19 protein-coding genes are annotated in these 25,996 nt (G+C 55.5%); 8 read left to right on the forward strand and 11 right to left on the reverse strand.

Features of this window, described 5'->3' with window-relative positions; genetic code table 11:
• The first annotated feature begins 49 nt into the window (after positions 1–49).
• The gene (gene lpdA / locus SB13_RS04130) at positions 50–1,474 is read left to right on the forward strand and encodes a dihydrolipoyl dehydrogenase (RefSeq protein ID WP_026739138.1); all 1,425 of its coding nucleotides are present in this window, start codon (positions 50–52) and stop codon (positions 1,472–1,474) included.
• A gap of 134 nt (positions 1,475–1,608) precedes the next feature.
• Here the strand turns inward: lpdA and SB13_RS04135 are convergent, their stop codons facing one another.
• Both SB13_RS04135 and SB13_RS04140 read right to left on the reverse strand, forming a co-directional pair.
• On the reverse strand, positions 1,609–2,946 hold the full coding sequence (locus SB13_RS04135) for an MmgE/PrpD family protein (RefSeq protein WP_026739139.1): 1,338 nt from the start codon (positions 2,944–2,946) through the stop codon (positions 1,609–1,611).
• A gap of 116 nt (positions 2,947–3,062) precedes the next feature.
• Complete coding sequence (locus SB13_RS04140) at positions 3,063–4,046, reverse strand: helix-turn-helix transcriptional regulator (RefSeq protein ID WP_026739140.1); 984 nt, start codon at positions 4,044–4,046, stop codon at positions 3,063–3,065.
• 283 nt (positions 4,047–4,329) lie between these two features.
• Here SB13_RS04140 and SB13_RS04145 point away from each other — a divergent pair, with 283 nt between their 5' ends.
• The 4 genes from SB13_RS04145 (at position 4,330) to yacL (ending at position 11,238) form a co-directional block, all read left to right on the forward strand.
• Positions 4,330–6,690, forward strand: a complete 2,361-nt coding sequence (locus SB13_RS04145) for a TonB-dependent siderophore receptor (RefSeq protein ID WP_026739141.1) — start codon at positions 4,330–4,332, stop codon at positions 6,688–6,690.
• A 113-nt stretch (positions 6,691–6,803) separates the two neighbouring features.
• Positions 6,804–7,652, forward strand: coding sequence for an alpha/beta hydrolase (locus SB13_RS04150; protein WP_051616549.1), 849 nt, complete (start codon positions 6,804–6,806; stop codon positions 7,650–7,652).
• A gap of 383 nt (positions 7,653–8,035) precedes the next feature.
• A complete protein-coding gene (gene acnB / locus SB13_RS04155) occupies positions 8,036–10,633 on the forward strand; it encodes a bifunctional aconitate hydratase 2/2-methylisocitrate dehydratase (RefSeq protein WP_026739143.1) in 2,598 nt (865 codons plus the stop codon).
• Positions 10,634–10,875: 242 nt separating this feature from the next.
• Entirely contained in the window at positions 10,876–11,238 is a 363-nt protein-coding gene (yacL, locus tag SB13_RS04160) for a protein YacL (protein WP_026739144.1), read from the forward strand.
• 78 nt (positions 11,239–11,316) lie between these two features.
• Here yacL and SB13_RS04165 read toward each other — a convergent pair whose 3' ends face one another.
• From SB13_RS04165 to SB13_RS04200, 8 genes are all read right to left on the reverse strand, one after another.
• On the reverse strand, positions 11,317–12,195 hold the full coding sequence (locus tag SB13_RS04165; protein ID WP_026739145.1) for a metal ABC transporter substrate-binding protein: 879 nt from the start codon (positions 12,193–12,195) through the stop codon (positions 11,317–11,319).
• 28 nt (positions 12,196–12,223) lie between these two features.
• Complete coding sequence (locus SB13_RS04170) at positions 12,224–13,078, reverse strand: metal ABC transporter permease (protein ID WP_026739146.1); 855 nt, start codon at positions 13,076–13,078, stop codon at positions 12,224–12,226.
• Positions 13,075–13,770: a metal ABC transporter ATP-binding protein gene (locus SB13_RS04175; protein ID WP_026739147.1), complete on the reverse strand. Its 696-nt coding sequence runs from the start codon at positions 13,768–13,770 to the stop codon at positions 13,075–13,077. The genes SB13_RS04170 and SB13_RS04175 overlap by 4 nt, the downstream gene beginning before the upstream one ends.
• A gap of 289 nt (positions 13,771–14,059) precedes the next feature.
• Positions 14,060–14,476, reverse strand: coding sequence for a SemiSWEET family sugar transporter (locus tag SB13_RS04180; protein ID WP_026739148.1), 417 nt, complete (start codon positions 14,474–14,476; stop codon positions 14,060–14,062).
• 1 nt (position 14,477) lies between these two features.
• Positions 14,478–15,887 (reverse strand): D-arabinitol 4-dehydrogenase, encoded by a 1,410-nt coding sequence (gene dalD / locus SB13_RS04185; protein WP_036150816.1) that lies wholly within the window; start codon positions 15,885–15,887, stop codon positions 14,478–14,480.
• A 192-nt stretch (positions 15,888–16,079) separates the two neighbouring features.
• Positions 16,080–16,835, reverse strand: coding sequence for a GH12 family glycosyl hydrolase domain-containing protein (locus SB13_RS04190; protein ID WP_235202360.1), 756 nt, complete (start codon positions 16,833–16,835; stop codon positions 16,080–16,082).
• A 1,004-nt stretch (positions 16,836–17,839) separates the two neighbouring features.
• Entirely contained in the window at positions 17,840–19,075 is a 1,236-nt protein-coding gene (locus tag SB13_RS04195) for an MFS transporter (RefSeq protein ID WP_026739151.1), read from the reverse strand.
• Positions 19,076–19,133: 58 nt separating this feature from the next.
• Positions 19,134–20,087 (reverse strand): sugar phosphate isomerase/epimerase family protein, encoded by a 954-nt coding sequence (locus SB13_RS04200; protein ID WP_026739152.1) that lies wholly within the window; start codon positions 20,085–20,087, stop codon positions 19,134–19,136.
• Positions 20,088–20,324: 237 nt separating this feature from the next.
• On the opposite strand from SB13_RS04200, the gene SB13_RS04205 reads away from it, so the two are divergent.
• Both SB13_RS04205 and SB13_RS04210 read left to right on the forward strand, forming a co-directional pair.
• Complete coding sequence (locus SB13_RS04205) at positions 20,325–21,206, forward strand: SIS domain-containing protein (RefSeq protein WP_026739153.1); 882 nt, start codon at positions 20,325–20,327, stop codon at positions 21,204–21,206.
• Between the two features lie 11 nt (positions 21,207–21,217).
• A complete protein-coding gene (locus SB13_RS04210; RefSeq protein ID WP_026739154.1) occupies positions 21,218–22,165 on the forward strand; it encodes a ribokinase in 948 nt (315 codons plus the stop codon).
• A 148-nt stretch (positions 22,166–22,313) separates the two neighbouring features.
• Here the strand turns inward: SB13_RS04210 and ssb1 are convergent, their stop codons facing one another.
• Positions 22,314–22,859 carry a single-stranded DNA-binding protein SSB1 gene (ssb1, locus tag SB13_RS04215; protein ID WP_026739155.1) on the reverse strand — a complete coding sequence of 182 codons (546 nt, stop codon included), beginning with the start codon at positions 22,857–22,859 and terminating at the stop codon, positions 22,314–22,316.
• Between the two features lie 234 nt (positions 22,860–23,093).
• On the opposite strand from ssb1, the gene uvrA reads away from it, so the two are divergent.
• Entirely contained in the window at positions 23,094–25,940 is a 2,847-nt protein-coding gene (uvrA, locus tag SB13_RS04220; protein ID WP_026739156.1) for an excinuclease ABC subunit UvrA, read from the forward strand.
• Positions 25,941–25,996 lie beyond the last annotated feature (56 nt).

The raw sequence follows: 25,996 nt of genomic DNA on the forward strand, positions 1-25,996 counted from the left end.
TCCATAACAACCACGTCTGACCGCCGGACAAACAAAACAAGAGGTCATGATGAGTACTGAAATTAAAGCCCAGGTGGTGGTGCTTGGCGCGGGCCCTGCAGGTTATTCTGCGGCGTTCCGTTGCGCGGACTTAGGTCTGGACACCGTACTGGTAGAACGTTATTCCACGTTGGGCGGTGTTTGCCTGAACGTCGGATGTATCCCTTCCAAAGCCTTGCTGCACGTTGCGAAAGTTATCGAAGAAGCTAAGGCGCTTGCTACGCACGGTATCGTGTTTGGCGAACCTCAGACCGACATCGACAAGATTCGCTCCTGGAAAGAAAAAGTCATCAACCAGCTGACCGGCGGTCTGGCAGGGATGGCGAAGGGCCGTAAAGTCAAAGTCGTTAACGGTCTCGGCAAATTCACCGGCGCGAACACGCTGGTCGTTGAAGGCGAAGGCGGCAATACCACCATCAACTTCGACAACGCGATCATCGCTGCGGGCTCTCGTCCGATCCAGCTGCCGTTTATTCCGCATGAAGATCCGCGCGTGTGGGATTCCACCGATGCGCTGGAGCTGAAAACCGTACCGGAACGCATGCTGGTTATGGGCGGCGGTATCATCGGTCTGGAAATGGGCACCGTATACCACGCGCTGGGTTCCAAGATCGACGTCGTCGAAATGTTTGATCAGGTGATCCCGGCAGCCGATAAAGACGTCGTGAAAACCTTCACCAAGCGTATCAGCAATAAGTTCGGCCTGATGCTGGAAACCAAAGTGACTGCGGTAGAAGCCAAAGAAGACGGCATCTACGTCACGATGGAAGGTAAAAAAGCGCCAGCAGAACCGCAGCGCTATGACGCGGTACTGGTCGCTATCGGCCGTGTGCCGAACGGCAAACTTTTGGATGCCGGTCAGGCTGGCGTTGAAGTTGACGATCGCGGCTTTATCCACGTCGATAAACAAATGCGTACCAACGTGCCGCACATCTACGCTATCGGCGATATCGTCGGTCAGCCGATGCTGGCGCACAAAGGCGTGCACGAAGGTCACGTGGCTGCAGAAGTCATCGCCGGTAAGAAACACTACTTCGATCCGAAAGTGATCCCGTCCATCGCCTATACCGAACCGGAAGTGGCGTGGGTAGGTCTGACGGAGAAAGAAGCGAAAGAGAAGGGCATCAGCTACGAAACAGCGATCTTCCCTTGGGCGGCGTCAGGCCGTGCTATCGCTTCCGACTGCGCGGACGGCATGACCAAGCTGATCTTCGAGAAAGAGAGCCATCGCATCATCGGTGGGGCGATCGTCGGGACCAACGGCGGCGAACTGCTGGGTGAAATCGGTCTGGCGATCGAAATGGGCTGCGACGCGGAAGATATCGCGTTGACGATCCATGCGCACCCGACGCTGCACGAATCTATCGGGCTGGCGGCGGAAGTGTACGAAGGCAGCATCACTGACTTGCCGAACCCGAAAGCAAAGAAAAAATAAGCTGACGGCGAGGGTGCGCAGGCGCAAATAAGCGCGTGCGTGTCACGACAGGTTTAAAAAATCCGGGGCAGCCGCCGCCGGATTTTTTTTCGTCTGACGATCGTCAATAGAAGGGAAGCGTCAGTTCGTAGGCGCTAACTTAGCAGCAGCGGCAATAGCGTTCGCAGGTCGCCAGGCTGGTGCAACCGACAGTGGGCAAGCACTTTGTCGCTGTCCAGATGCGGCAGCGCCGCGAGGTTCAGCCGAAGCTTTTCGTCAAGGTCAATTGGGTACGCAAGACTCTCTTGTCGGGTCACGCGGGCTGTCAGCGCTTCGCCGTCGAGCAAATAAAGCGTGACCTCGTGGAAACGCGCCTCGGGATTAAGCTCGTCCGGCGGGGCGTTGGGATCCGCGATGCGCGTCACGCGATCCGCCAGTGCGGCGAGGGCGGGGTCGACTGGCTCGGGTCCGAAGCGCGGCAGCGCCAGCGTGCCGTCCACCAGTGCGGCGGCAATGACATATTCGAGGCTAAAGCGCGCCTCGATGCCGGTTGTGGCTTGACGGATGAACGGGGCGGTATCGCCGCCGGGAGGAAAGCTGACGGTGATGCGGGCGATATCCTCGATGAGCGTTCGATCGCTGGCGGAATAGCGCGCAAGCCACCGTGCTCTCAGTATCAGCGCAGCCTCTGCCGCGCTGTGCGTCCCGCTACAGGTGGCAAAACGTTTGAATTCCAGCCCGGGGGAGAGGATCCGCCACGGTTTTCCCCAGTCTGCTGTCCATCGTTCCGCCTGCTGTTGACCTGCGCCGTGGGTAGCGAGAAATGCTTCCAGAACTTGCCGTGGGCTGCCTGCGAATCCGGCTAACGCCAGCTTAACGGCGGTAAGGCCGGATCGGGCCGCCAGTCCCGCATGCAGCGGTTTGGCATCAGTCCCGAACTGCGCACGCAGCCCGGCGGCCTGCGTCGCGGCGAGGCCCAAACTATTTTGGGTTTGCGCCACGCTGGCGTTAGCCAGTCGCGAGGCGGCCGCGGCCGCCGCCATCGTTCCCAGCGTCGCCGTATTGTGGAATCCCTGCGCATAGTGCCGGGGGCCGCTGGCCAGACCGCTTCTCCCCGCCATTTCGACGCCGATGACATACGCAGTGAGAAAATCTGTCTCCGACACGGTGGGGATTTCCGCCGCCAGCGCGAAAAGCGCGGGCAGGATCACCGTGCTGGGATGGCCGCGAAAGGCGGGGTGAAAGTCATCGAAGTCCAGCGCATGTCCGGCATAGCCGAGCCGCAGGCTGTGCGACAGACTGTCGTTACCGTGGAAGACCTGTTTCAGGGCAACCAGTCCCTTATCGGCTATCGCGCCTTGCGTGACGGGCAGCGTGGAGGCAACGAAATCGATCACCCCTCGACGCGCCGCATTGAGGGCGTCGTCGGACGGAGTGCGGGTGACGATGAGTTCAGCTAATGCCGGGGTGATGTCTGAAGAGATAAGGGTCATAGACAGCAAGCCATCGAGATGAAAACAGGGGTTTTAATCTACCGTGGCGATGGGATGCCGTCGTATAACCAAGCGCCATAAGCTAGGTAGCTTTGCTATATGCTGATGGCGTATGGCTAAAAGCGCTCTTTGATTTGCCCCGGCGTGACGCCGAAAGTGCGGCGCAGCGCGGTGGTGAAGTTGGCCGAACTGTTGTAGCCGGCGAGGCTGGCCGCCTGAGAAATCGCGATGCCGTCGCGTTGCAGCGCCAACATGGCGCGCCGCAGTCGACAGGTGCGCAGGTATTCGAAGACGGTGACGTTAAAGGCGTGACGGAAATGGCGTTGAAGCGTGCTGGCGCTCATGTTGACGCACTTGGCGATTTCGTCCATCGAGAGCTGGTCTGCTTCGCCGCTTTCCAGCATGTCGCGGACTTGCTGAATACGATGGTGGTTGCGCAGGTCGATACCGTCTCGGTGCTTCGCCTGGCTTTTAGCGGTCAGCGAACTCAGAGCTTCAATGATCAGCAGCATGCACTGACTTTCCAGATACAGCCGCTGCATCGGGGTGTTGCAGCTGGGTGAATTGAGGATCTGCAGCGCGATGGCCTGCGCCTGTCGGGACGGCATCCAGAGGTGAGTCGCGAGATGGGTTTGCGAGAAGTCGTAGATGGCCTGCCAATCGCTGACGCTGTCCAGCAAATTACCGTAAAGCCACTCCTGGCTGAAGGTCAGCGATACCGTACGCTCATGTTCGTTACGTTTGCCGAGGCGACTGAAACGCGTGGGTTCGGTGAGCGAGATAAGCGAAGCGGGCTGCACGTTGCCCAGATGCAGCATTTGCTCACCGTAGGTCACATGCGCGATGCCGTTGACGACAATCGCCAGCTTAAGCGCGCCGTTCAGGAGCGTCTGGGTCTTCATATTGGTCAGATTCACCACATCCGCGGTATGGAGGATCAAGTCGCGGTTGAGTTGAGTGACGTTAAATTCGCCAAACAACAGCGGCGAATCGTCTATACCGGACGGCGTCAGAAAACGATAATCTCTGGTAATTAATCTCGAACTCTGAACAATATGATTTTTAAATATATTTTTCGATTCTGGTACTTTATTGTCCATGTTTTCCTTTCCTTTTGTCTGGCTATCCCTGGCCATTTCGATGTTTTCGCAAAACATTTTGCCGTTTGCGCAAACCTCGCGTCAGAAAACAAATGTAACAATGATCGTGCCAAAAGGGTAACGCAAACGATTATCAGTGATGCTTTCTTGCTGACGGTTTATTTTTCGCGCAGGTCATTTTGTTTCGCGCGGTACGTTGCTTTCCATTGCGTAAGACGATGGAAGCCCCCGTATGTCAGCAGCAGCCGTCTTTTCCCAATGATAAAGATATAGGGCGATTCAAATGACCAAATACCCACCCCGCCATTGCCTGGCGACGCTGATAGGGTTGGCCTGCTCCACCTTGTCCTGCCTGACATGGGCTGAGACAGCCGAAACGACGAACACAATCACCGCCGCAGGGGCGAACGCGATCAACACCAGGGAACCGAACGCGACGACGAAAGCCCCGACATCCACCGAGACTGCAGCCGCCAACACCAGGGATCAGGGCCAAAGCGCGGAGAGTGCGGATACGATGATTGTGACTGCCGCAGAGCAGACGCGTCAGGCACCGGGTGTTTCCACCATTACGGCGGAAGATATCAGTCGGCGGCCGCCGGCTAATGATTTATCGGAGCTTATCCGCACTATGCCGGGGGTGAATCTGTCAGGAAACTCGACCAGCGGTCAACGCGGCAATAACCGGCAGATTGATATTCGCGGCATGGGGCCGGAAAACACGTTGATTTTGGTGGACGGCAAGCCCGTATCGAGCCGGAACGCGGTGCGCTACGGCTGGCGTGGAGAGCGCGATACCCGCGGCGACACCAACTGGGTGCCTGCGGACATGGTCGAACGCATCGACGTGCTGCGCGGTCCGGCCGCGGCCCGCTATGGCAACGGCGCTGCGGGCGGGGTGGTGAATATCATCACCAAACAGCCGACGAAAGAGTGGCACGGTACCTGGAACGCTTATATGAATATCCCCGTGCATAAAGCGGAAGGGGCGACCAAGCGTACCGACTTTAGCCTGATGGGCGGTCTGACCGATAACCTCAGCCTGCGTCTCTTCGGTAACTTCAATAAAACGCAGGCCGATGCCTGGGGCATCAACGAAGGCCACCAGTCAGAACGAACAGGCACTTACGCCAGCTCGCTGCCCGCCGGACGTGAAGGGGTGCGTAACAAGGACATCAACGGCGTGCTGCACTGGGACATCACCGCGCAGCAGTCGCTGGAGTTCGAAGTGGGATCGAGCCGTCAGGGCAATATCTACTCGCGTGATACGCAAAACACCAACAGCAACAGCTACGTGGTCGATAATTACGGCAAAGAGACTAACCGGATCTACCGCCAGAACTATGCGGTGACCCACCGGGGTTACTGGGATAGCGGCATCAGCACCACGTCTTATCTGCAGTACGAACGCACTCAGAACACCCGTATCACGGAAGGACTGGCGGGCGGCACGGAGGGCATTTTCTCCAGCGCTGACGATTACGGCACGACCAAGCTGGATACGGTGACCGCCCACAACGAGGTCAATATTCCGTTTGACGTGCTGTTCAGCCAAACCGCCACGGTGGGCGTCGAGTGGTCGGAGCAGAAAATGAAAGATCCGACGTCGACTTCGCAGGCGCTGTCTGGCGGCACGATTGATGGATATGCCAACGGGACGCGCAGCGGCAAGATGTCGGCGCGCATTGCCTCCGTGTTCGCGGAAGATAACATTGAGCTGACGCCCAGCACGATGTTGACCCCGGCGCTGCGGTTCGACCAACACAGCATCGCGGGCGGCAACTGGAGTCCCGGCCTCAACCTCTCGCAGGAGTTGGGCGAGGACTTCACGCTAAAATTAGGCATCGCCCGCGCGTACAAAGCGCCGAACCTGTACCAGCTCAACCCGAACTATCTGTTGTATAGCCGCGGGCAGGGTTGCTATTTCAGCGGCACCAACGGCTGCTATCTTTTAGGTAACGACGAGTTGAAGGCGGAAACCAGCGTCAATAAAGAGGTCGGGCTGGAGTTTCATCGTAACGGCTATCAGGCGGGGCTGACCTATTTCCGCAATGATTATCGCAACAAGATTGACGCGGGCATGTCCCCCATCGGGATGAGCACGAACGGCACCACATACATCTTCCAGTGGGAAAACGTGCCCAAGGCGGTGGTGGAAGGGCTGGAAGGCTCGCTGAATATTCCGGTATCGGACACCGTGAGTTGGAACAATAACCTAACGTGGATGCTGCGTTCGAAGAATAAAAGCACGGGAGATTACCTCTCCATTACGCCGCAATTTACGCTCAATTCATCGGTAAGCTGGCAGGCCACCGACAAGCTGTCTCTGCTGGCCGATCTGACCTGGTATGGGCGTCAGAAGCCGAAAAAATATAACTATAAAGGTGAGTCGGTCAGCGGGACCGAGTTGACGCAGGTCAGCCCTTATTCGGTCGTCGGCCTGAGCGGGACCTACAAGTTCAATAAGAATGTGAGCCTGACCGCGGGCGTGGATAACCTGTTCGACAAGCGCCAGTTCCGTGCCGGCAACGCGCAGTCGGTCAGGAACCTGACCACCAATGTCGTCACTATCGCCGGCGCCGGTGCTGCTACGTTCAATGAGCCGGGCAGAACCTTCTTTATGGGTATCAACACCAGTTTCTAAGGCGTTGCGAGCGGGAACGGCATTGCCGGAACGCTCTGCAACAATGTCGCCGCCTGACGGGAAGGAACCCGTTCGGGCGCGACGGGAGTGACGTCGATTACACAGGAGGAAGGGTGTATCAATTACTCAATACCAGGGACGATATCGTTGAGTCTGCGGCGCGTGGCCATTACCGCGTGATGACGTGGAGCCCCGACGGCGGAGCGGTGCCCCCAGATGAGGGGTGGCCGGTGATTTACCTGCTGGATGGCGCGAAATATTTCTCCATGGCGGCGTCTGTGATGGCGTCGCTCAGCCGTCCTCGCTGCGGTATTACGCCGGGGATTGTGGTCGGCATAGATTATGTCGGCACCTCCCGGCGCGATAAGGACTACCGTCCTGCGGTGGTGAACCGCGTGCTGGAACCTAATCCCCAAGGCGGCTACTATCCGGCCGGGATGGAGGGCGACGCCGCCGGATTTCGCCGCTTTCTGATTGCTGAGTTGAAACCGATGATTGCGGCCCGCTACCCCATCGACCTGCAACGGGAAGCGCTGTTTGGCCACTCCTACGGCGGATTGTTCTCCCTGGATACGCTGTTCTGGGCGCGAGAAAGCTTCCAGCATTACTACGTCTGCAGCCCGTCGGTCTGGTGGAATGGCGAGTACATATTGCGTCAGGCGGCCTCGCTCCATTCGCAAAACTCCACGGTCTCGCCGGTGAGTCTGATGTTGAGCGTCGGCGAATATGAGCAGTCTCTGGAGCCGTGGGAGATGGGATTGCCCACCGGACAACGGGAGCTTTTGCTTGAGCATCGTCGTCGGCGCAGAATGGTCGACGGCATAGGCGAGCTGGCGCTGATGTTGAAAAAACGCGCGCCGGATGTGGATGTCTCCCTGCAAACTTATCCCGGACAGTCGCACCAATCCGTTCCATTTCTGGCGCTGCACACCGCCTTACGTCACCATTTCCAGCCAACCTGACCCATTGCCGTTCGCCCAGCGCCGCCCGCGCGCAGTTTACAGGCGCGCAACGGCAGGAATGTTATATAACTCATTGATATAAAACATATCACCCTTAGCCTTTTCGTGAACGGATGGTGCGTTTTTGCGCGCCCATGTTATTCTGCTGACGTGAGAGAGTGAGCGATTAAGCAACGATAATTCCACCGCGATCGCGGTTAAATGCGCCAAATGTTGCTATTATGTGAACGAAATGATGAGTGAACAAACCCAAATTAGGCTGACGACGCTGAGCCGGGCACGCGAAATCTTGCTTCCACACGCCGATCTCCAGGCATGAGGATGACCATGGGCACCACGTGCGCGGGTATAACGAAGAAGATAATGAGAGCGAGGAGAATGTCGTGCTAGAAGAATATCGTAAGCACGTAGCCGAGCGGGCTGCGCAAGGGATCGTCCCCAAGCCGTTAGAGGCTTCCCAAATGGCGGGTTTGGTGGACTTGTTGAAACAGCCGCCTGCCGGAGAAGAGGCGTTTCTGGTCGATTTGCTGGTTAATCGCGTGCCGCCGGGAGTGGATGAGGCTGCCTACGTCAAGGCCGGTTTCCTCGCCGCGATCACCTCTGGTGAAGCGACGTCCCCCTTAATTTCCCCCGAAAAAGCCGTCGAGCTGCTGGGCACCATGCAGGGCGGTTACAACATTCACCCGTTGATCAACGCTCTGGAAAATGCGGCACTGGCCCCCATCGCCGCCAAAGCCTTGTCGCACACGCTGCTGATGTTCGACAACTTCTATGACGTGGAAGAGAAAGCCAAGGCGGGCAATCCCCATGCGCAGCAGGTGTTGCAGGCCTGGGCGGACGCGGACTGGTTCCTTTCCCGCCCAGCGCTGGCTGAAAAAATCACCGTGACCGTATTCAAAGTGACCGGCGAAACCAACACCGACGACCTGTCGCCTGCGCCGGACGCATGGTCGCGCCCGGATATTCCACTGCATGCGTTGGCGATGCTGAAAAATGCCCGCGAAGGGATCGAACCGGATCAGCCGGGTGTGGTCGGTCCGATCGCCCAGATCGACGCCCTAAATAAGAAAGGGTTCCCGTTAGCCTATGTCGGCGACGTCGTTGGGACGGGGTCCTCGCGCAAATCCGCCACCAACTCGGTGCTGTGGTTTATGGGCGACGACATTCCCTATGTGCCGAACAAACGCGGCGGCGGTGTGGTGTTGGGCGGTAAAATCGCGCCAATCTTCTTTAACACGATGGAGGATGCGGGCGCGTTGCCGGTCGAAGTCGATGTCTCCAACCTGAATATGGGCGACGTCATCGATATCTATCCGTACAAGGGAGAGGTGCGCCGCCACGACAATGACGAACTGCTGGCGACATTTGAGCTGAAAACCGACGTGCTGCTGGATGAAGTGCGCGCCGGCGGCCGAATTCCCCTCATCATCGGCCGCGGGCTGACGACCAAAGCCCGCGAAGCGCTCGGACTGCCGCACAGCGATGTTTTCCGCATTGCCAAGGACGTCGCCGACAGCGACAAAGGATTTTCGCTGGCTCAGAAGATGGTCGGCCGTGCCTGCGGCGTGGCCGGTATTCGCCCAGGTCAGTACTGCGAGCCGAAAATGACCTCCGTCGGATCGCAGGATACCACCGGGCCGATGACCCGCGATGAGCTGAAGGATCTGGCCTGCCTCGGCTTCTCCGCCGATTTGGTGATGCAGTCGTTCTGCCACACCGCTGCGTACCCGAAACCGGTGGACGTGCAGACGCATCACTCGCTGCCGGACTTCATCATGAACCGAGGCGGCGTCTCGCTGCGTCCGGGCGACGGCATCATTCACTCCTGGCTCAACCGCATGCTGCTGCCGGATACGGTCGGCACCGGCGGCGACTCGCACACCCGTTTCCCGATTGGCATTTCGTTCCCGGCCGGTTCCGGTCTGGTGGCGTTTGCCGCCGCGACGGGCGTGATGCCGCTGGATATGCCGGAGTCCGTGCTGGTGCGCTTCAAGGGCAAGATGCAGCCGGGCATTACGCTGCGCGATCTGGTCCACGCCATCCCGTACTACGCTATTCAGCAGGGGTTGCTGACCGTTGAGAAGAAAGGCAAAAAGAACATTTTCTCCGGTCGGATTCTGGAGATCGAAGGGCTGCCGGAGCTGAAAGTGGAGCAGGCGTTTGAACTGGCGGACGCCTCGGCGGAGCGGTCGGCGGCCGGTTGCACCATCAAGCTGGATCAGGCGCCGATCGTCGAGTATCTCAACTCCAACATCGTGCTGCTGAAATGGATGATCTCGGAAGGCTATGGCGATCGCCGTACGCTGGAGCGCCGCGTTCAGGGAATGGAAAAATGGCTGGCGGATCCACAACTGTTGGAAGCGGACAAGGATGCCGAGTACGCCGCGGTTATCGAGATCGATCTGGCCGACGTGACCGAGCCGATCCTGTGCGCGCCGAACGATCCGGACGATGCTCGGCTGCTGTCTGCCGTGGCGAACAGCACAATCGACGAGGTGTTCATCGGTTCCTGTATGACCAACATCGGGCACTTCCGCGCCGCCGGTAAATTGCTGGAACAGCATAAAGGCCAGCTGCCGACGCGCCTGTGGATGGCGCCGCCGACTAAAATGGACGCGGCTCAACTGACGGAAGAGGGCTATTACAGCGTCTTCGGGAAGAGTGGTGCCAGGGTGGAAATCCCAGGGTGTTCGCTGTGTATGGGGAACCAGGCTCGCGTGGCGGACGGCGCGACGGTGGTATCCACCTCCACGCGTAACTTCCCGAACCGACTGGGCGACGGCGCCAACGTCTATCTAGCCTCCGCCGAAATGGCGGCGATCGCCGCTTTGTTGGGACGCTTGCCGACGCCGGAGGAGTATCAGACTTATATGGCGCAGGTCGACAAAACGGCGCTGGATACCTATCGCTATCTCAACTTTGACCAACTGTCTCAGTACACGGAAAAAGCGGATGGGGTGATCTTCCAAACCGCCGTGTAATTCGCGGATGTCAAATCGCGATGTAAGCGCTATAGTGCGCGTCGCAAAAGGGGGCCTCGGGCCCCCTTTTGTCATAATGGGCCGCCGTGGCCAGCGCATGAACCCGTATGAAAAAGGACTGACGCTTTCCTTAGCGTCGCTCGGGTATCGGCCAGAACGTGGTCGAAAAGCAGGGATGGCGGAGCAGCGGCGCGAACGGCGATGATGAGGCGGATAACAGGCTTTTTCACAGGAGCGACGGGATGGACTATGAATTTTTGCGGGATGTCACCGGGGTGGTCATCGTGCGTATGTCGATGGGACATGAGGCCGTAGGGCACTGGCTGAATGAGGAAGTCAACGGTCAGCTGTCGGTGCTGGATGAGGTAGAAGCCGGGGCGCGCTCGGTGATCGGCCGCGAACGTCAGTGGCAGTTGCAGGGGCACGAATACTCCCTGCTGCTGGATGAAGAAGAGGTCATCATCCGCGCCAATCAGCTCTCGTTAACCTGCGATGAAATGGAAGAGGGGATGAGCTACTACGATGAAGAGAGCCTGTCTCTGTGCGGGCTGGAGGATTTTCTCGCGCTTCTCGCGAAATACCGGCAGTTTATCCAAACGCGGTGAATCACCGCGTTGCACGCACTCCTCTCACCGCTTGATTCAGCGGGGAGCCTGTCTGAGCGCTCCCGCCTGTCGCGAACGTTAATGCATGCTGGCCGCCATCGCGGCGACGTTATGGCTGAAGGCCGCTGTGTAGGTTGCCGCTGGCCCGTTGGCGTCCGTCAGCGCTTCCGGATAGAGTTCGCCGCCCGGCTGCGCGCCGGTGGCATGGGCGATCTGTTTCACCAGTCGGGGATCGGTCTGATTTTCGATAAAGTAGCTCTTCACCTGCGTTTGCTTGATCTGCGTGATCAGCTCAGCCACGCCTTTACTGCTGGCTTCTGATTCGGTCGAATAGCCCAGCGGCGCCAGGAATTTCACACCATAGGCCGCGGCGAAGTAACCGAAGGCGTCGTGACTGGTGAGCACCCTGCGTTTATCTTGCGGGATGGCGGCAAAGGTCTTTCTGGCGTTGTCATCCAGCTGTTGCAGCTGCTGGATATAGCGCTCGCCGCGCTGGCGATAGTCTTGCGCGTTGTCTGGATCGGCCTTGATCAGCGCATTCAAGATATTGCGCGCATAGATGATCCCATTCGCCATGCTGTTCCAGGCATGAGGATCGGTGGCCGTTTTTCCCTCTTCGACCATAGTCAACGGCGCGACGCCCTGTGACGCGGTTATCACCTCGCCCTTGTAGCCGGAAGCGGTGATGAGGCGGTCGAGCCAGCCTTCCAGTCCTAGTCCGCTGACGAAGACCAGATCCGCCTTCGCCAGCGTTTTGCTGTCTTTCGGCGACGGCTCGAACTCATGCGGGTCGCCGTTCGGTCCCACCAAGTCGGTGACGTGGACATGTTCGCCGCCTACCTGCTTGACCATATCTCCCAACACGGAAAAGCTCGCGACGACGTCAAGATTTTTCGCCATCGTCAACGGACTCATCAGAAAGCCGGACAGCATGATTATCAAAGTAGAACGTTTCAATTTTTTCCCCTCGTGTGTGACGTCATCATCAACGGCGCGTACGTAACATGCCGCCGTTAGAGCCAAAAAATACGGAAATGCAAAAAATAAGGGTGGCGGTCAGAATCACCGCTGGTCCGGCCGGTAGGTCGGCGTAGTACGACCATAGCAGTCCAATCAGGCTGGCGATGCAGCCGAGCACGACCGATAGCGCCAGCATCATGCTGAGGCGCTGGGTCCAGAAGCGTGCGCAGGCGGCAGGGAGCATCATCATGCCGACCGCCATCAGCGTGCCGAGCAGTTGAAATCCCGCCACCAAATTGAGCACCACCAGCGATAAAAACAGACCGTGAACCGCGGCTCGGACGCGCCCCGACAGCATGCGCATGAAGGTGACGTCGAACGATTCTATGAGCAGGGCGCGATAGATTACCGCCAGCGTCAGCACGGATGCGGAGCTGACGGCGCCGATGGTCAGCAGGGCCGGAGCGTCGATCGCCAGAATTGAGCCGAACAGCACATGCAGCAGGTCGACGCTGGAGCCGCGCAGCGAGACGAGCGTGACACCGAGCGCCAGGGAGCCCAGGTAGAAGCCGGCAAAGCTGGCATCTTCCTTGAGCTCGGTGCGGCGGCTGACCAGACCAGACATCATGGCGACAGCCAGCCCGGCGACGAAGCCGCCGATCCCCATCGCCACGAGCGACATGCCGGAGATGAGATAGCCGATGGCGACGCCCGGCAGGACGGCGTGGGACAGCGCATCGCCGATCAGGCTCATCCGCCGCAGCAGCAGAAAACAGCCCAGCGGCGCTGCCCCGAGCGTCAGCGCGAAACAGCCGACCAGCGCCCGGCGCATGAACCCGAAGTCGGCGAACGGCTGAGTCAGCAGATGAATGAATGTCACTGCACTCTCCTCAGCGGGGGCTGGGGGACGCGCTGAGACGGCAGCAGCTTACGGCAGTCGCCCCAGCGGGGACCGTCATCGTTGAGCATCACGACGCGGGGGAAGTGCTGCTCCACCTGCTCCAGATCGTGTAACACCGCGAGCAGGGTGCGTCCCTCCTCATGCAGCTGGCGGATCACCTGCCACAGCATGCGGATAGTCTCCGCATCGATACCGGTGAACGGCTCGTCGAGCAAAATAACCGGGGAGCGCATCACCAGTAGCCGCGCGAACAGCACGCGCTGGAGCTGACCGCCGGAGAGCCGACCGATGTGGACGTGTTCGGCAGCGCTCATGCCCACGGTGTCCAGGGCCTCCCGGGCCTGTCGACGCAGCGCGGGCGTCAGGCGTCCGAACAGGCCGGAGTCCGGCACGCATCCCATCAGCACCAGATCGCCGACGCTAATGGGAAATTGACGGTCGAACTCGGACAGCTGCGGTAAGTAGCCTATCGGTCGGGTGACGTCCGGCGCGAGGCAGACGCAGCCGGATAGCGGCGGCATTAACCCGGCCAGCGTTTTTAACAGCGTCGATTTCCCGCTGCCGTTGGGGCCGATGATGGCGGTGAGTGAACCGGGCTCGAAGCGGCCGTCAATCGTACCGAGCGGCGCCTGACGGTGATACCCGTAAGTAAGGTGATGTAACGCGATCATGCTAACGTGACCGCCCAGGAAATCAGTCCCCACAGCAGGGTGAGTACCAGCGCGGCGATGACGACGCGGGTCTGCGTGGAAAAGGAATATAGACTCTGCATGTGCTCTCCCCTTGAAGTTGGCTATGTTATAACATAACAAATTAAGGCCGCGCTGTTACAGACGTAAAAAAGTTTTTCAATGAGTCTTTGCGCGGCGATACAGGGGGAATAAAAGGTTTTCAGGCCCGCGCTCCTGAGAGCGGCGGGCCTGAACGCATCGACGGACGCCGTGCGGGGCGTCCCGGGGGTTACAGCTGTTTGTTGAGCGGATCGGCGACCGGAATGCGGCGACGCGAAGGCATCGGTGTCACCTTGATGCTGCGGCGGCGCGAGGGTTTGATTTCTCGTTCATGATAGAGCTTCAGAACGATAACGATCAGCGCCAGCAGGGCGGTAATGCCGTTGGCCGTCATGACGGGAATATCCTGTACGTTGAAGCCGTAGGCCGTCCACGACGTGACGCCGAAGAACAGGGCGGCGTACATCCCAAGTGAGATCCCGGTCGTGTCTTTATTGCGGATAATGTGCAGTACCTGCAGGAAAAAAGAGCCGGTGGTCACCCAGGCGGCAAGGCCGCCCAGCGCCATCGGCCAGCGATAAAGGGTGACGATCGCGACCGCGGCCGCCACCATCGTTCCTGCAACAATCGTGATGTTCTTCTTCATATTATGCTCCTTCACTCACCGGCTGCAGCACCTCGCGAACTTCTTCAACGGCGGAGCTCAGATGGTCAGCTAATGCTTCATGATGGCGTAATGAACCAAACAGCGCGGGGTGTCGTGAAAACGCGGTCAGCGGGTCTTCGGCGCTGAAAATCGCATCAAAGTCGACGCTGTCGATGGCGCGATCTTCATAGCTGAAGGGCAGTTCGCCAGCATGATGCTGCTGCATAAAGAGGAAAAACAGCGCGGGCAGGCGCAGCGTCGCTCGCGGGACTTCATTCTGACGATACCGGTCCTTTAATGTCGGCACGATAAAGCCATGTAGTTTGGCGATGCTGTCTGAAGAGACGCGAGCAACGGTGTCGCGAACGCCGCGGTTGCCGAAGCGCGCAAGAACGCTTTCGCACTCTTCTTCCTGCACGTGAGTTATGCCGCGGCTGCGAAGGGCGGGCAGCACGTCCTGCATGACGTAGTCGCGCACCCACTTCGTTACCTGCGGCGTCAGACTTTCATCGATGTAGCGTTTGTCCAGCAAAGCGCCGGCCCAGGCAATACCGCTGTGGCTGGCGNTCAGCAGGCGAATTTTCGCTTCCTCTACCGTCGTGACGTCTTCAACGAATTCGACGCCGACTTCTTCCAGCGGCGGACGTTCGCTCACAAAATGATCTTCGATCACCCAGCGAGCGAAGCGTTCGGCGGAAAGCGGAGCCGCATCGTCGGTAATGCCCTGTTTTTCCAGACGGGCATAGAGCGCTTCGTCAAATTTCGGCGTAATTCGGTCGACCATGCTGTTGGGGGCGGAGGTGTTGTCTTCCATCCACTCAACAAGATCCTGACGCTCCTTGGCGACCAGAAATTCACGCAGCCCCTGCGAGAAGCTGTCGCCATTTTGCAGCAGGTTGTCGCAGCACAGTAAAGTCACCGGTCCGCTTTGCTGTTGTTGACGGGCGGTCAAAATCAGCGCCAATGCGCCATATAAAGTATTTATTTCACCTTCATCGCGAAGATCGGCCTGCACCGCGGGGTGCGTTAGATCGAGGTGGCCATCGTCGTCCAGGAAGTAACCTCCCTCGGTAACGGTGAAAGAAATAATTTTTGTCTCGGGAGCGGCGCCTATCGCCACCGTGGAGGCCAATTGGCTATCCCAAAGAATGATTTGATCGACTGCGTCTATGGTCTCGTAGGTATGTTCGCCGTCAGGGGAAATGGTTTCCAGCGTATAGAGACCGTTCTGAGATTTGAGCTGTTGAAGCGTTTTTTGCGTTGAGCTGTTTCGGATGTTGGATAGCGCCATGTGCCATCGATCGTTGCCCTGCTTTCGCAGCTGGTTAAGGTACCAGGCCTGATGCGATCGAAAGAACGCACTTGCACCCAGATGAAGCCAGTTAGAGGAATCTGTAGTTGATATAGGCAAACCCTTTCCTTACTCCATTGGAGATAATTTATTCGATATTAAGGGTAGCACTTTTTGCAACATAATAAAAATATGTTAATTATCAGTTGCTTGATGTTTTTTCGAATGAAAGGGGACAAGCCGACGGTCGAGGGGAGACGATGACCTGAGGGTCAGCATCGACGTTTCCGCCCGACTCGCCGGCTGGGGGGATTACTTGATGTTTACGCTCCATTTGGAGACTTTAAAGGTACCCGAGCCTTTATACACTTCGGTGCCGAATTCGATACTGCTGATGTACTTGGTGTTGCTCATCCACTGTGTCGATTTGACCAGATAATCCGTGAAATTTTTGATATTGAGATTTGCGGAAGTCTGATTACTTTTGATGACAAAAGAATAGACGTTCCAGCTGCTGACTGTGCCTTTGTAGACATCCCAAGGAATGCCGCCGATGGTGACGGTATTCACATAACTACCGGCCGGTGAGGCATTGGTGCTGTTCATCCAGATCATCAGCTCATCTGTCGGGGTCGACCACCAGTTTGCATTGTTGTCTGAGTGGAACCAGATATCGTAAGAGACATTGTACGTGCCCGTTGCGTTGGAAAAGGACCAGGCCGCGGTAGTATTAATGTTTTTGTTTTCGGACAGGCGAACCGGCAGTCCGGTATTGGTCCCGTATCCCGTGGTCCAGTGCCAACCATGAACGATGGAGGGGTAGCCTTTCACCGAGTTGACGTCGCTGGGCCATGACCACGACCATCCCATATCTTTTGCGCTGTTCATATAAACGGACTGCTGCCCGTTAGGCACGGTGCTTTTTCCCCAGGTATTGTTGTAAACATAATCGATGCCGCTCGGCAGGTAGAGTTTGGCATTATCTTCAGAGGATGACGCCGCTAATGCGCCGCCGTTCGCCATAAGCACTGCCATGGCAATAGAGGCAAAACCCACAGTCTTTTTCATAAACATGCTCCTTGCTCCTTGTTTTGTATCTAAAATAAACATGACCTGTTAACACCCATTGTCGTCGTTAACCGGTTTCTTTCATCGATTCCATTTCGTTCACGAATAGGGGTTCTGGCGTATATAATGAGTCGGTGTTAAATAAAATAATAAAAAGTCAATTATTCGAGTAAAGACGATCTTACTGTGGATAATCAAGTTATTCCAAAGTTTCCATGAATAACTGGATGTATCGCTCATTTATTGAGTTTCATGGCTTTGTTTGCGTGTTAAAAGACCACTTCTTAAAATTGTTTTTTGTCTCGTTCTATTAAAGTTAATTGCGACATCATTGATGTGATATACATATCTCATGTCGTCATTTTTGTGATGCATGAATAACCTTTCTGTCTATTTTTAGTAAATTAACTGACCTTTTTTGATCTCGTTTCCAAAAAAATAAAACCAAGTTTGATATGAGGGCATTGCATGTTGAATATAGGTTATATAATGAGATTATTCCCATCGACATTAATGCGCGAATATTTTTCACCAATCGATATGCTTTTTTTCGATCTTTTCATTGTGCTGTTTAACTGCCATTGAATTATGGGCAAAGATAAACGGTTCTTCAATGGAAAAGACCAATTTATTGCTGATGCGCTGAATAAGTGGAAGCAGCTAAAAGATATAACCTCAACAATTTCAGTAAGTTGATTGGGATAGTTAAAGGATTTTGATTATTTATTTTTTATTTTGATGTGAAATATAAGTGGTTTTTTGAGGTGATACGGTTATTTTTTAGTTCTTTTTGAGATATACATGTTGGGCTTTTTAGTATTCATTTATTATGAAGTTAATGATTGATATATTAATCAAGTGTTCATCAGTGGCTAAAATAGTTATATCAGCGGAATTGTTACGGTTGATATACTGATTTTTTCGAAGGAATGAGTTGGTCTATCAAAAATAAAAGGTGCCTGAAGATGACTCAGACACCTCAGAGGCACATAAATAAGTCAGCATTAGGCTGCTTTGTTTTTCATTGCCGAGCGGAGAGCAAGCTCATCCGGCGTTTTCAGGAAGGGCGTCAGTACAGCACTCAGAATATACAATCCTGCATAGATGCCTAATACGCCGCCGGCGCCGAGCGAAGAGTAGAACAGCGCGGTGATGGCCGGTGCGATAAATGCTCCCAGACCCGCGCCGAGATTCAGTACTGACATCGCCGCGCCTTTACTATCAGGCGCCAGCATGGGGAACAGCGCCGAGAGCGGGACGTAGCCTGCCATCGTGATCCCACACAGGCAGAGCACGAACGCCATGACATAAAAGTTATGTCCGAGCAGTTGCGGCACCAGCCATACCAATACCAGCACCACCGCGTAACTCACCCCGCCCACCCACATGATGGTATTGCGCCAACCAAATTTGTCGCCAAAGAATCCGAAGAAGAGATTGGCAAAAATGGCGACCACAAAGACCGCTGACCACATTTGCAGCCACTCGGTTTTACTGTAGCCATAGCTGATGAGATAGAGCGGTAAAAAGGTGGCCAGGCCATACTGGGCGATCCCGTTGATTGACTTCACCACCAGACCCATCGCGATGACAGGTCTCTGAATAATGGTGATCCCCTTGATGAGTTCAGCTGCGCTGAAAGGGTGAATTTCAGAGGCGGGAACCTGGTCCCGGTTTACCCAGATGCCGAGTATCGAACCAATCACGACGAACGCCATGCCGGTCCACAGCACGTGGATCTCGCCCATCACGGGTAAGGCGATAGAAGAGAAATAAGGACCGATCACGCTGAGGCCCAGTGAGAAGGTGAACCAGAACCAGCCCACGGCGGTCGAGCGTCGGTGGACGGGCGTACTGTAGTTAATCCAGATCAGAAAGGAGTAGGCAAATAGGGGATAACCGATACCGCGTATGGCATAAAAGGGCAGCATCCAGGCCATATGCATGGTCTTCAGGCCGATCCAGATGAAGCCAATACTGCCGAACATGAAGGCCAGCAGACCATACTGCATAACCTTGCGCGGCCCTAGCGTTTGTACCAAAACGCCGGTCACCCAGGCCGCGAGCGTCACGGCGATACCATAAGCGGTAATCAGGTAGGAAGATTGCGCGACGGATAATCCTTTATCCACTAACCAGATTGTAATCCAGGCTTGCTCGACGCCATCGCCGATCATGAATATGGTCAGGCCGATATAGCCCCATATTAAATTTTTAGGCAGTCCTAGTTTTTCAAACATAGTTCCCCCCCAGTGTTGAACACTGAATGGATGTAGGTAAGAGGTAAAATTTATATTTTTAGTATTTAATCAATTGCAAAAGCATGGACTGAACTTTCAGCGCATCCTGACTTCGAATAATGCTATCCATTTCCTCAATGCCCACGCGGTCGATAAATGAGGACAACGTTTTATACATTTTGATATTTTGCGCACATTCTGCGACGGGGTCTTCCCGGGTCGGGAAAGTATCGAAATAAATTAAGCCGTCGAATTTCACACGCTTCGCATAATAAATATATTCCAGCGTTTGCATCAGATGGACAGACCCCAGCATCAGGCCGTCGTCAAAATGACCGTACCCATCGTTGAGATGGAACCCGACCAGTCGATTTTTACGCGCCGATTGAAATAATGAAAAGGCAGGGTTTTCTTTTTTCATTATCATATGGCAGAAATCCAGGGTGATCCCCAGATTATCCGACCCGACATCGTCAATCAGCATGAGGGTAGAGGAGACGTCCCCAATGAAAGAGAACGTGCGCGGTTCATAAGGCTTGTATTCAAAACTGAACTGCATATCAGGAAAGGCCTGCGTGACCTGTTGCAGCGCATTGACCAGCAGCTCGTACGCTCTGAAATAATCTTGCTGGAAGGGATAGTCGTAGCCGTCATAGCCAAACCACAGCGTCACGGTATTGCCGTTGAGAAACTGGCATAGCTCAGCGGCTTCCCACGTCTGTTGAATCGCTTTTTTACGCAGCTCTTCATTGGGATTGGTAAATTCGCCATCAATAAAGTCTTTGTTATAACGCAGGGCTATTCCCCCGACCTGCAGATTATTTTTTTTAATACATGCTTTAATTGCGTTTTTATCCTGATTAATGAAATGTTCGGGATAATTCAGTTCAATGTGTGTTAATCCCTCCACTGTTCCCATGCGGGTGATAAGGTCACAGGTATCCATCTTGTTTTGAGGCGTGAATAATTCCGGGCGTGAGCGGAATGAGTTTATGCGAGATGAGAACTTCATATCATTTACCCTTATTGTCAAACATGGGGCTGTTATAAAGCAGTGACGAGGCAGGGTAAATGCCGCCAGATAAATATTACCGGGAGTAAAATGGCGGTGGGCTTTATTACGGTTTTTATTTTACTGTCAGTAAAGTTGAAAAGTAAAACGCTTTACAGCTTGTGATGAAGTTAACATTCATTGATTAAGTGCTCCTGTACGCTCTATAACGATTAAAAATAAATAAGGGTGATAAGCATGCATAACCGATTACAAGGTCATGATATTTTTCTACTTGCTCGAACGCTGGCCCCAGAATTGGGAAAGAAAGAGCGTGCTATTGCCTTATTTATTGATGATAACCCGGATACGTTGGCGACAATGTGTATTTCTGATATTGCCCGCTACCTGAATGTCAGCGTTGCCAGTATTACCAAAGTTTCTAAAAAACTGGGTTTTACAGGATTTCACGATCTTAAAATGAGTATTGGTAAGAAAGAGATTAATTTAGAAGAGCTTATTGAAATTCCCGTTATTCATGACGCGGATCTTTATACTAATAAAGTCATTGAAAGCACATTTTTTAATTCTATTCTTGCCTTACAAGACAGTTTAAAAGCGATAGACAGTCATGTCATAAAAACCGTCGCATCGCTGTTTATCAACCGCCCGGAAGGGGCGAAAATCATTCTCGCGGGCTGTGGCGGTTCAGGCGCCGTCTGTGAGGATTTCAATCATAAGCTGCTGAAAGTAGGTGTTTTTTCTCATGTGATCAGCGACAGCCATAAACAGCTGATGAGCGCATCGCTGATGCAGGCCGGGGATATTCTGCTGGCTGTTTCACATTCTGGTCAAACGACCGACATTATTAATATGGTGAAGGTGGCCAACGAAAAAGGCGCGGAGTCCATTTGCCTGACGAATTATCCTAATAGCCCACTGAGCCATATCGCACGACATTCCATTATTTCTTCCGTAAAAAACAATCCGATCACCGGTGAGAATGCAACAACCCGCATCGTTCATTTAAATATTCTGGATGCGATATTCACCATCATCGCCAGTAAAACCAGTGAGCGGAGTCAGTCCAGTTTACTCAACACCAGAAACGCTGTGGCTTCTAAACGCACGGCCAGTTAAGGATCTGAGATATGAAAAATAATGTGGTGGTCATCGGTAGTCTCAATTACGACATTCTTATCCAGCAAGACAGGCTGCCTGATTTAGGCGAAACCTTCACCGGCAACGAATTGCTGATGATGCCCGGCGGGAAGGGGGCGAACCAAGCGGTTCAGTGCGCCAAACTGGGGTTAAACGTGGCGATGGTGGGGTGCGTGGGCGAGGACATTTATGGCGCTGAATTGATGAAATCGCTGAAGGAGAATCAGGTTGATGTGGAACATCTGATTGTGCGTGGGACGACATCGGGTATCGGTATCGTCCAGATCCTGGAGTCGGGCGACTATTGCAGCACGATCATTCAGGGCGCGAACTACCGCATTACGGAGCAGGATATTACCGACTCGTTGTTCGACGGCGGGCCGCTGGTCATCTTCCAGTCAGAGATCCCGGTGCAGGTCGTGGAGTTTGCTATCCATAAGGCCCGTCGCCAAGGCTGTCGCATTCTGGTCAATAACGCGCCTGCTCGCACTCTCCCGGCGGAGGTTTTGAAGCAGATTGATTATCTGGTTATCAATGAAACTGAAGCGTCGTTCATGAACTCGCAGCCGGTTACGGAGGTGACAGAGGCGCTGCAGTGCGCGAAAGCCCTGCAGCAACAGGTGGCGGGGCAGGTCATCATCACCCTGGGTGAAAAGGGCGCGGTACTCGGCACCGATGGAAGCGCAACGCATTATCCGGCGGTGTTCTGCCCGGAAGTGGTCGATACCACGGGGGCAGGGGACTCCTTCATCGGCGGCATCGCTTATTGCGTCGTCAATGGCATCCCTTTGACGCAGGCGATCCCGTTCGCCGCCGAAATCAGCTCATGCTCCATCCAAAAATATGGCGGACAAAACTCTTTCCCGATGCTGCCAGACGTTGCCCACGCGCTCAAACTGAATCAGGCACGGACTCGCGAAAGTCGTCACATCGCCTGACGCTGAATTTTCCTATAACCCCATCAGACGGCATCCCATGCGGGTGGGGTTATGAAGTTTATGGACGTTTCTCCGATGTCCACGCAATAAAAAACCCCGATATCTCGGGGTTTTTAGCGAACTTTTTAACGAATGAGTCGGGTTCAAATTAGAACGGGATATCGTCGTCGAAATCCATCGGCGGTTCGTTGTTCGGCGCTGCCGGAGCGGTATTCTGCTGCGGGCGCGCTGCCTGTCCGCCGCCGCTGAACTGGTTGTTCGCCTGCGGCTGCTGAGGCTGACCCCAGCCGCCCTGCTGCTGGTTGTTGCCGCCAGCTGGACCGCCTGCCGGTGCGCCGCCGCCTGAACGGCCGCCGAGCATCTGCATGGTGCCGCCGATATTAACGACGACTTCCGTCGTGTAACGGTCGGTGCCGCTTTGATCCTGCCATTTACGCGTCTGCAGCTGGCCTTCAATGTAAACCTGAGAACCCTTGCGCAGGTACTCTCCGGCGACTTCAGCCAGTTTGCCGAACAGCACAACGCGGTGCCACTCGGTCTTCTCTTTCTGCTCGCCGGTTTGCTTATCGCGCCAGCTTTCGGACGTGGCCAGGGTAATGTTGGCTACTGCGCCGCCATTCGGCATGTAACGAACTTCCGGGTCTTGTCCGAGATTCCCGAGAAGAATGACTTTATTAACGCCTCTGCTGGCCATGTGGGTGTCTCCTGATGGATCAATTTTTAAATAGTCTAAACGATGAATTCTAGCACGCTACACCGCCTTATTATACTCGCGATGAGCGCCGCATAATTTTTTCCTTTACGTGTTTATTTGACAACCACTACTGGTTATCCATTCAGTTTTATTTATGCCATAATCATTGGTTTCGTACTGGATTTCTCTCTGTGTGAGGGATGCAAAACAGCGTCAATGACGGGAAGTATGTGAATGGATAATATCGAAGTTCGTGGTGCCCGTACTCATAATCTCAAGAATATCAATCTGATAATCCCACGCGATAAGCTGATTGTGGTCACGGGATTATCCGGATCCGGAAAGTCATCGCTGGCTTTTGACACCCTCTACGCCGAGGGGCAGCGACGTTACGTAGAATCGCTGTCGGCGTATGCCCGGCAGTTTTTGTCCTTGATGGAAAAACCGGACGTCGATCATATCGAAGGGTTGTCGCCGGCCATTTCCATTGAACAGAAGTCGACGTCGCATAACCCGCGTTCGACCGTCGGCACCATCACTGAAATTCATGACTACCTGCGCCTGCTGTATGCCCGCGTCGGGGAGCCGCGCTGCCCGGAACATAATGTCCCGCTGGATGCGCAGACCGTGAGTCAGATGGTGGATAACGTGCTGGCGCAGCCGGAGGATAAGCGGCTGATGCTGCTGGCGCCGATCGTAAAAGATCGCAAGGGCGAGCACACCAAAACGCTGGAGAATCTGGCGACGCAGGGTTACATCCGCGCCCGGATCGACGGCGAGGTATGCGATCTGTCCGATCCGCCGAAGCTGGAGCTGCAGAAGAAGCACACCATCGAGGTCGTCGTTGACCGCTTCAAGGTGCGCAGCGATCTGGCCCAGCGGCTGGCGGAGTCGTTTGAGACCGCGCTGGAGCTTTCCGGCGGCAGCGCCGTTGTTGCCGATATGGATGACAGCCACGCGCCCGAACTGCTGTTCTCCGCCAACTTCGCCTGTCCAATCTGCGGCTACAGCATGCATGAGATGGAACCGCGCATGTTCTCCTTCAATAACCCCGCCGGCGCGTGTCCGACCTGCGACGGGTTAGGCGTGCAACAATTTTTCGACCCGTCCCGCGTCATCCAAAACCAGGAACTGTCTCTGGCGGGCGGTGCGATTCGCGGATGGGATCGCCGCAATTTTTACTACTTCCAGATGCTGCGATCGTTGGCGGAGCACTACGAGTTTGATGTCGATGCGCCGTTCAACAGCCTGAGTGCGGACATTCAGAAGGTCGTGCTGTACGGCTCCGGCAAACAGAACATCGAATTCAAATACATCAACGACCGCGGCGATACCTCGGTGCGACGTCATCCATTCGAAGGCGTGCTGCACAATATGGAGCGTCGCTATAAGGAAACGGAATCAACGGCGGTGCGCGAAGAGCTGGCGAAGTTTATCAGCAACCGCTCCTGCGCCAGCTGCCACGGCACCCGCCTGCGCGAAGAGGCCCGCCATGTCTACGTGGCCGAAACCACGCTGCCGCACATTTCCGACATGAGCATCGGTCAGGCGCTGAGCTTTTTCCAGAATATTGAGCTGAGCGGCCAGCGGGCGAAGATTGCCGAAAAAGTGTTGAAAGAGATCGGAGATCGGCTGCGCTTCCTGGTGAATGTGGGTCTGAATTATCTGTCGCTTTCCCGCTCGGCGGAAACGCTGTCCGGCGGCGAGGCTCAGCGTATCCGGCTGGCGAGCCAGATCGGCGCGGGGCTGGTCGGCGTCATGTATGTGCTGGACGAACCGTCCATCGGTCTTCATCAGCGAGACAATGAACGTCTGTTGGAAACGTTGATCCACCTGCGCGATCTCGGCAATACGGTGATTGTGGTTGAGCATGATGAGGATGCGATCCGCGCCGCCGATCATGTGATTGATATCGGTCCCGGCGCCGGGGTGCATGGCGGCGAGGTGATCGCCGAAGGCACCGTCGATCAAATCATGGCCGTTCCCGAATCCCTGACCGGGCAGTTCCTTAGCGGTCAGCGAAACATTGAGGNGCCGGCTGAACGCGTACCGGCCGATCCCACCAAAGTCCTGAAACTGATCGGCGCCAAGGGCAACAACCTCAAGGATGTCACGCTGACGCTGCCGGTAGGACTGTTTACCTGCATCACCGGGGTGTCCGGCTCGGGCAAATCTACGCTGATCAACGATACGCTGTTCCCGCTGGCTCAGCGCCAGTTGAATGGCGCCACCATCGCTGAATCCGCGCCGTATCGCGATATTCAGGGGCTGGATCACTTCGACAAAGTGATCGATATCGATCAAAGCCCCATCGGCCGTACGCCTCGCTCTAACCCGGCGACCTACACGGGCGTGTTTACGCCAATCCGCGAGCTGTTCGCCGGCGTGCCGGAATCACGCACCCGCGGTTACAACCCCGGTCGTTTCAGCTTCAACGTGCGCGGCGGACGCTGCGAGGCGTGTCAGGGCGACGGCGTCATCAAGGTCGAGATGCACTTCCTGCCGGATATCTACGTGCCGTGCGATCAGTGCAAGGGCCATCGCTACAATCGTGAAACGCTGGAGATCAAATACAAAGGCAAAAGCATTCACGAAGTGCTGGATATGACGATTGAGGATGCTCGCGAGTTCTTCGACGCCATCCCGGCGCTGGCGCGTAAGCTGCAAACGTTGATCGACGTCGGTTTGTCCTATATCCGTTTGGGGCAGTCGGCCACGACGCTGTCGGGCGGAGAGGCGCAGCGCGTCAAGCTGGCGCGCGAACTGTCCAAGCGCGGCACCGGCCAGACGCTCTACATTCTGGACGAACCGACCACCGGGCTGCATTTCGCTGATATCCAGCAGTTGCTGGCCGTGCTGCATCAGCTGCGCGATCAGGGCAATACCATTGTCGTCATCGAGCATAATCTGGATGTGATTAAAACGGCCGACTGGATTGTGGATTTGGGGCCGGAGGGCGGCAGCGGCGGCGGCGAAATTCTGGTCAGCGGCACGCCGGAAACCGTTGCCGAGTGCGAGGCTTCGCACACTGCACGCTTCCTCAAACCGCTACTGGCGCGAGATACAACGCGCGTCGTTTAAACCGTGGGTCCGCGTGGAAAATAATCCGCGCGGACAAACCTGTCTGCAACGTAAAA

This window comes from Lonsdalea quercina subsp. quercina (assembly GCF_000688695.1).
GTDB classification, from domain to species: Bacteria; Pseudomonadota; Gammaproteobacteria; order Enterobacterales; family Enterobacteriaceae; genus Lonsdalea; species Lonsdalea quercina_D.

What these genes read in the sequence shown, in the direction of transcription:
- lpdA (WP_026739138.1), top strand. Translation starts at nt 50, where the DNA reads ATGAGTACTGAAATTAAAGCCCAGGTGGTGGTGCTTGGCGCGGGCCCT.
- SB13_RS04135 (WP_026739139.1), bottom strand. Translation starts at nt 2,946, where the DNA reads ATGACCCTTATCTCTTCAGACATCACCCCGGCATTAGCTGAACTCATC.
- SB13_RS04140 (WP_026739140.1), bottom strand. Translation starts at nt 4,046, where the DNA reads ATGGACAATAAAGTACCAGAATCGAAAAATATATTTAAAAATCATATT.
- SB13_RS04145 (WP_026739141.1), top strand. Translation starts at nt 4,330, where the DNA reads ATGACCAAATACCCACCCCGCCATTGCCTGGCGACGCTGATAGGGTTG.
- yacL (WP_026739144.1), top strand. Translation starts at nt 10,876, where the DNA reads ATGGACTATGAATTTTTGCGGGATGTCACCGGGGTGGTCATCGTGCGT.
- SB13_RS04175 (WP_026739147.1), bottom strand. Translation starts at nt 13,770, where the DNA reads ATGATCGCGTTACATCACCTTACTTACGGGTATCACCGTCAGGCGCCG.
- SB13_RS04180 (WP_026739148.1), bottom strand. Translation starts at nt 14,476, where the DNA reads ATGAAGAAGAACATCACGATTGTTGCAGGAACGATGGTGGCGGCCGCG.
- SB13_RS04190 (WP_235202360.1), bottom strand. Translation starts at nt 16,835, where the DNA reads ATGAAAAAGACTGTGGGTTTTGCCTCTATTGCCATGGCAGTGCTTATG.
- SB13_RS04195 (WP_026739151.1), bottom strand. Translation starts at nt 19,075, where the DNA reads ATGTTTGAAAAACTAGGACTGCCTAAAAATTTAATATGGGGCTATATC.
- SB13_RS04200 (WP_026739152.1), bottom strand. Translation starts at nt 20,087, where the DNA reads ATGAAGTTCTCATCTCGCATAAACTCATTCCGCTCACGCCCGGAATTA.
- SB13_RS04205 (WP_026739153.1), top strand. Translation starts at nt 20,325, where the DNA reads ATGCATAACCGATTACAAGGTCATGATATTTTTCTACTTGCTCGAACG.
- SB13_RS04210 (WP_026739154.1), top strand. Translation starts at nt 21,218, where the DNA reads ATGAAAAATAATGTGGTGGTCATCGGTAGTCTCAATTACGACATTCTT.
- ssb1 (WP_026739155.1), bottom strand. Translation starts at nt 22,859, where the DNA reads ATGGCCAGCAGAGGCGTTAATAAAGTCATTCTTCTCGGGAATCTCGGA.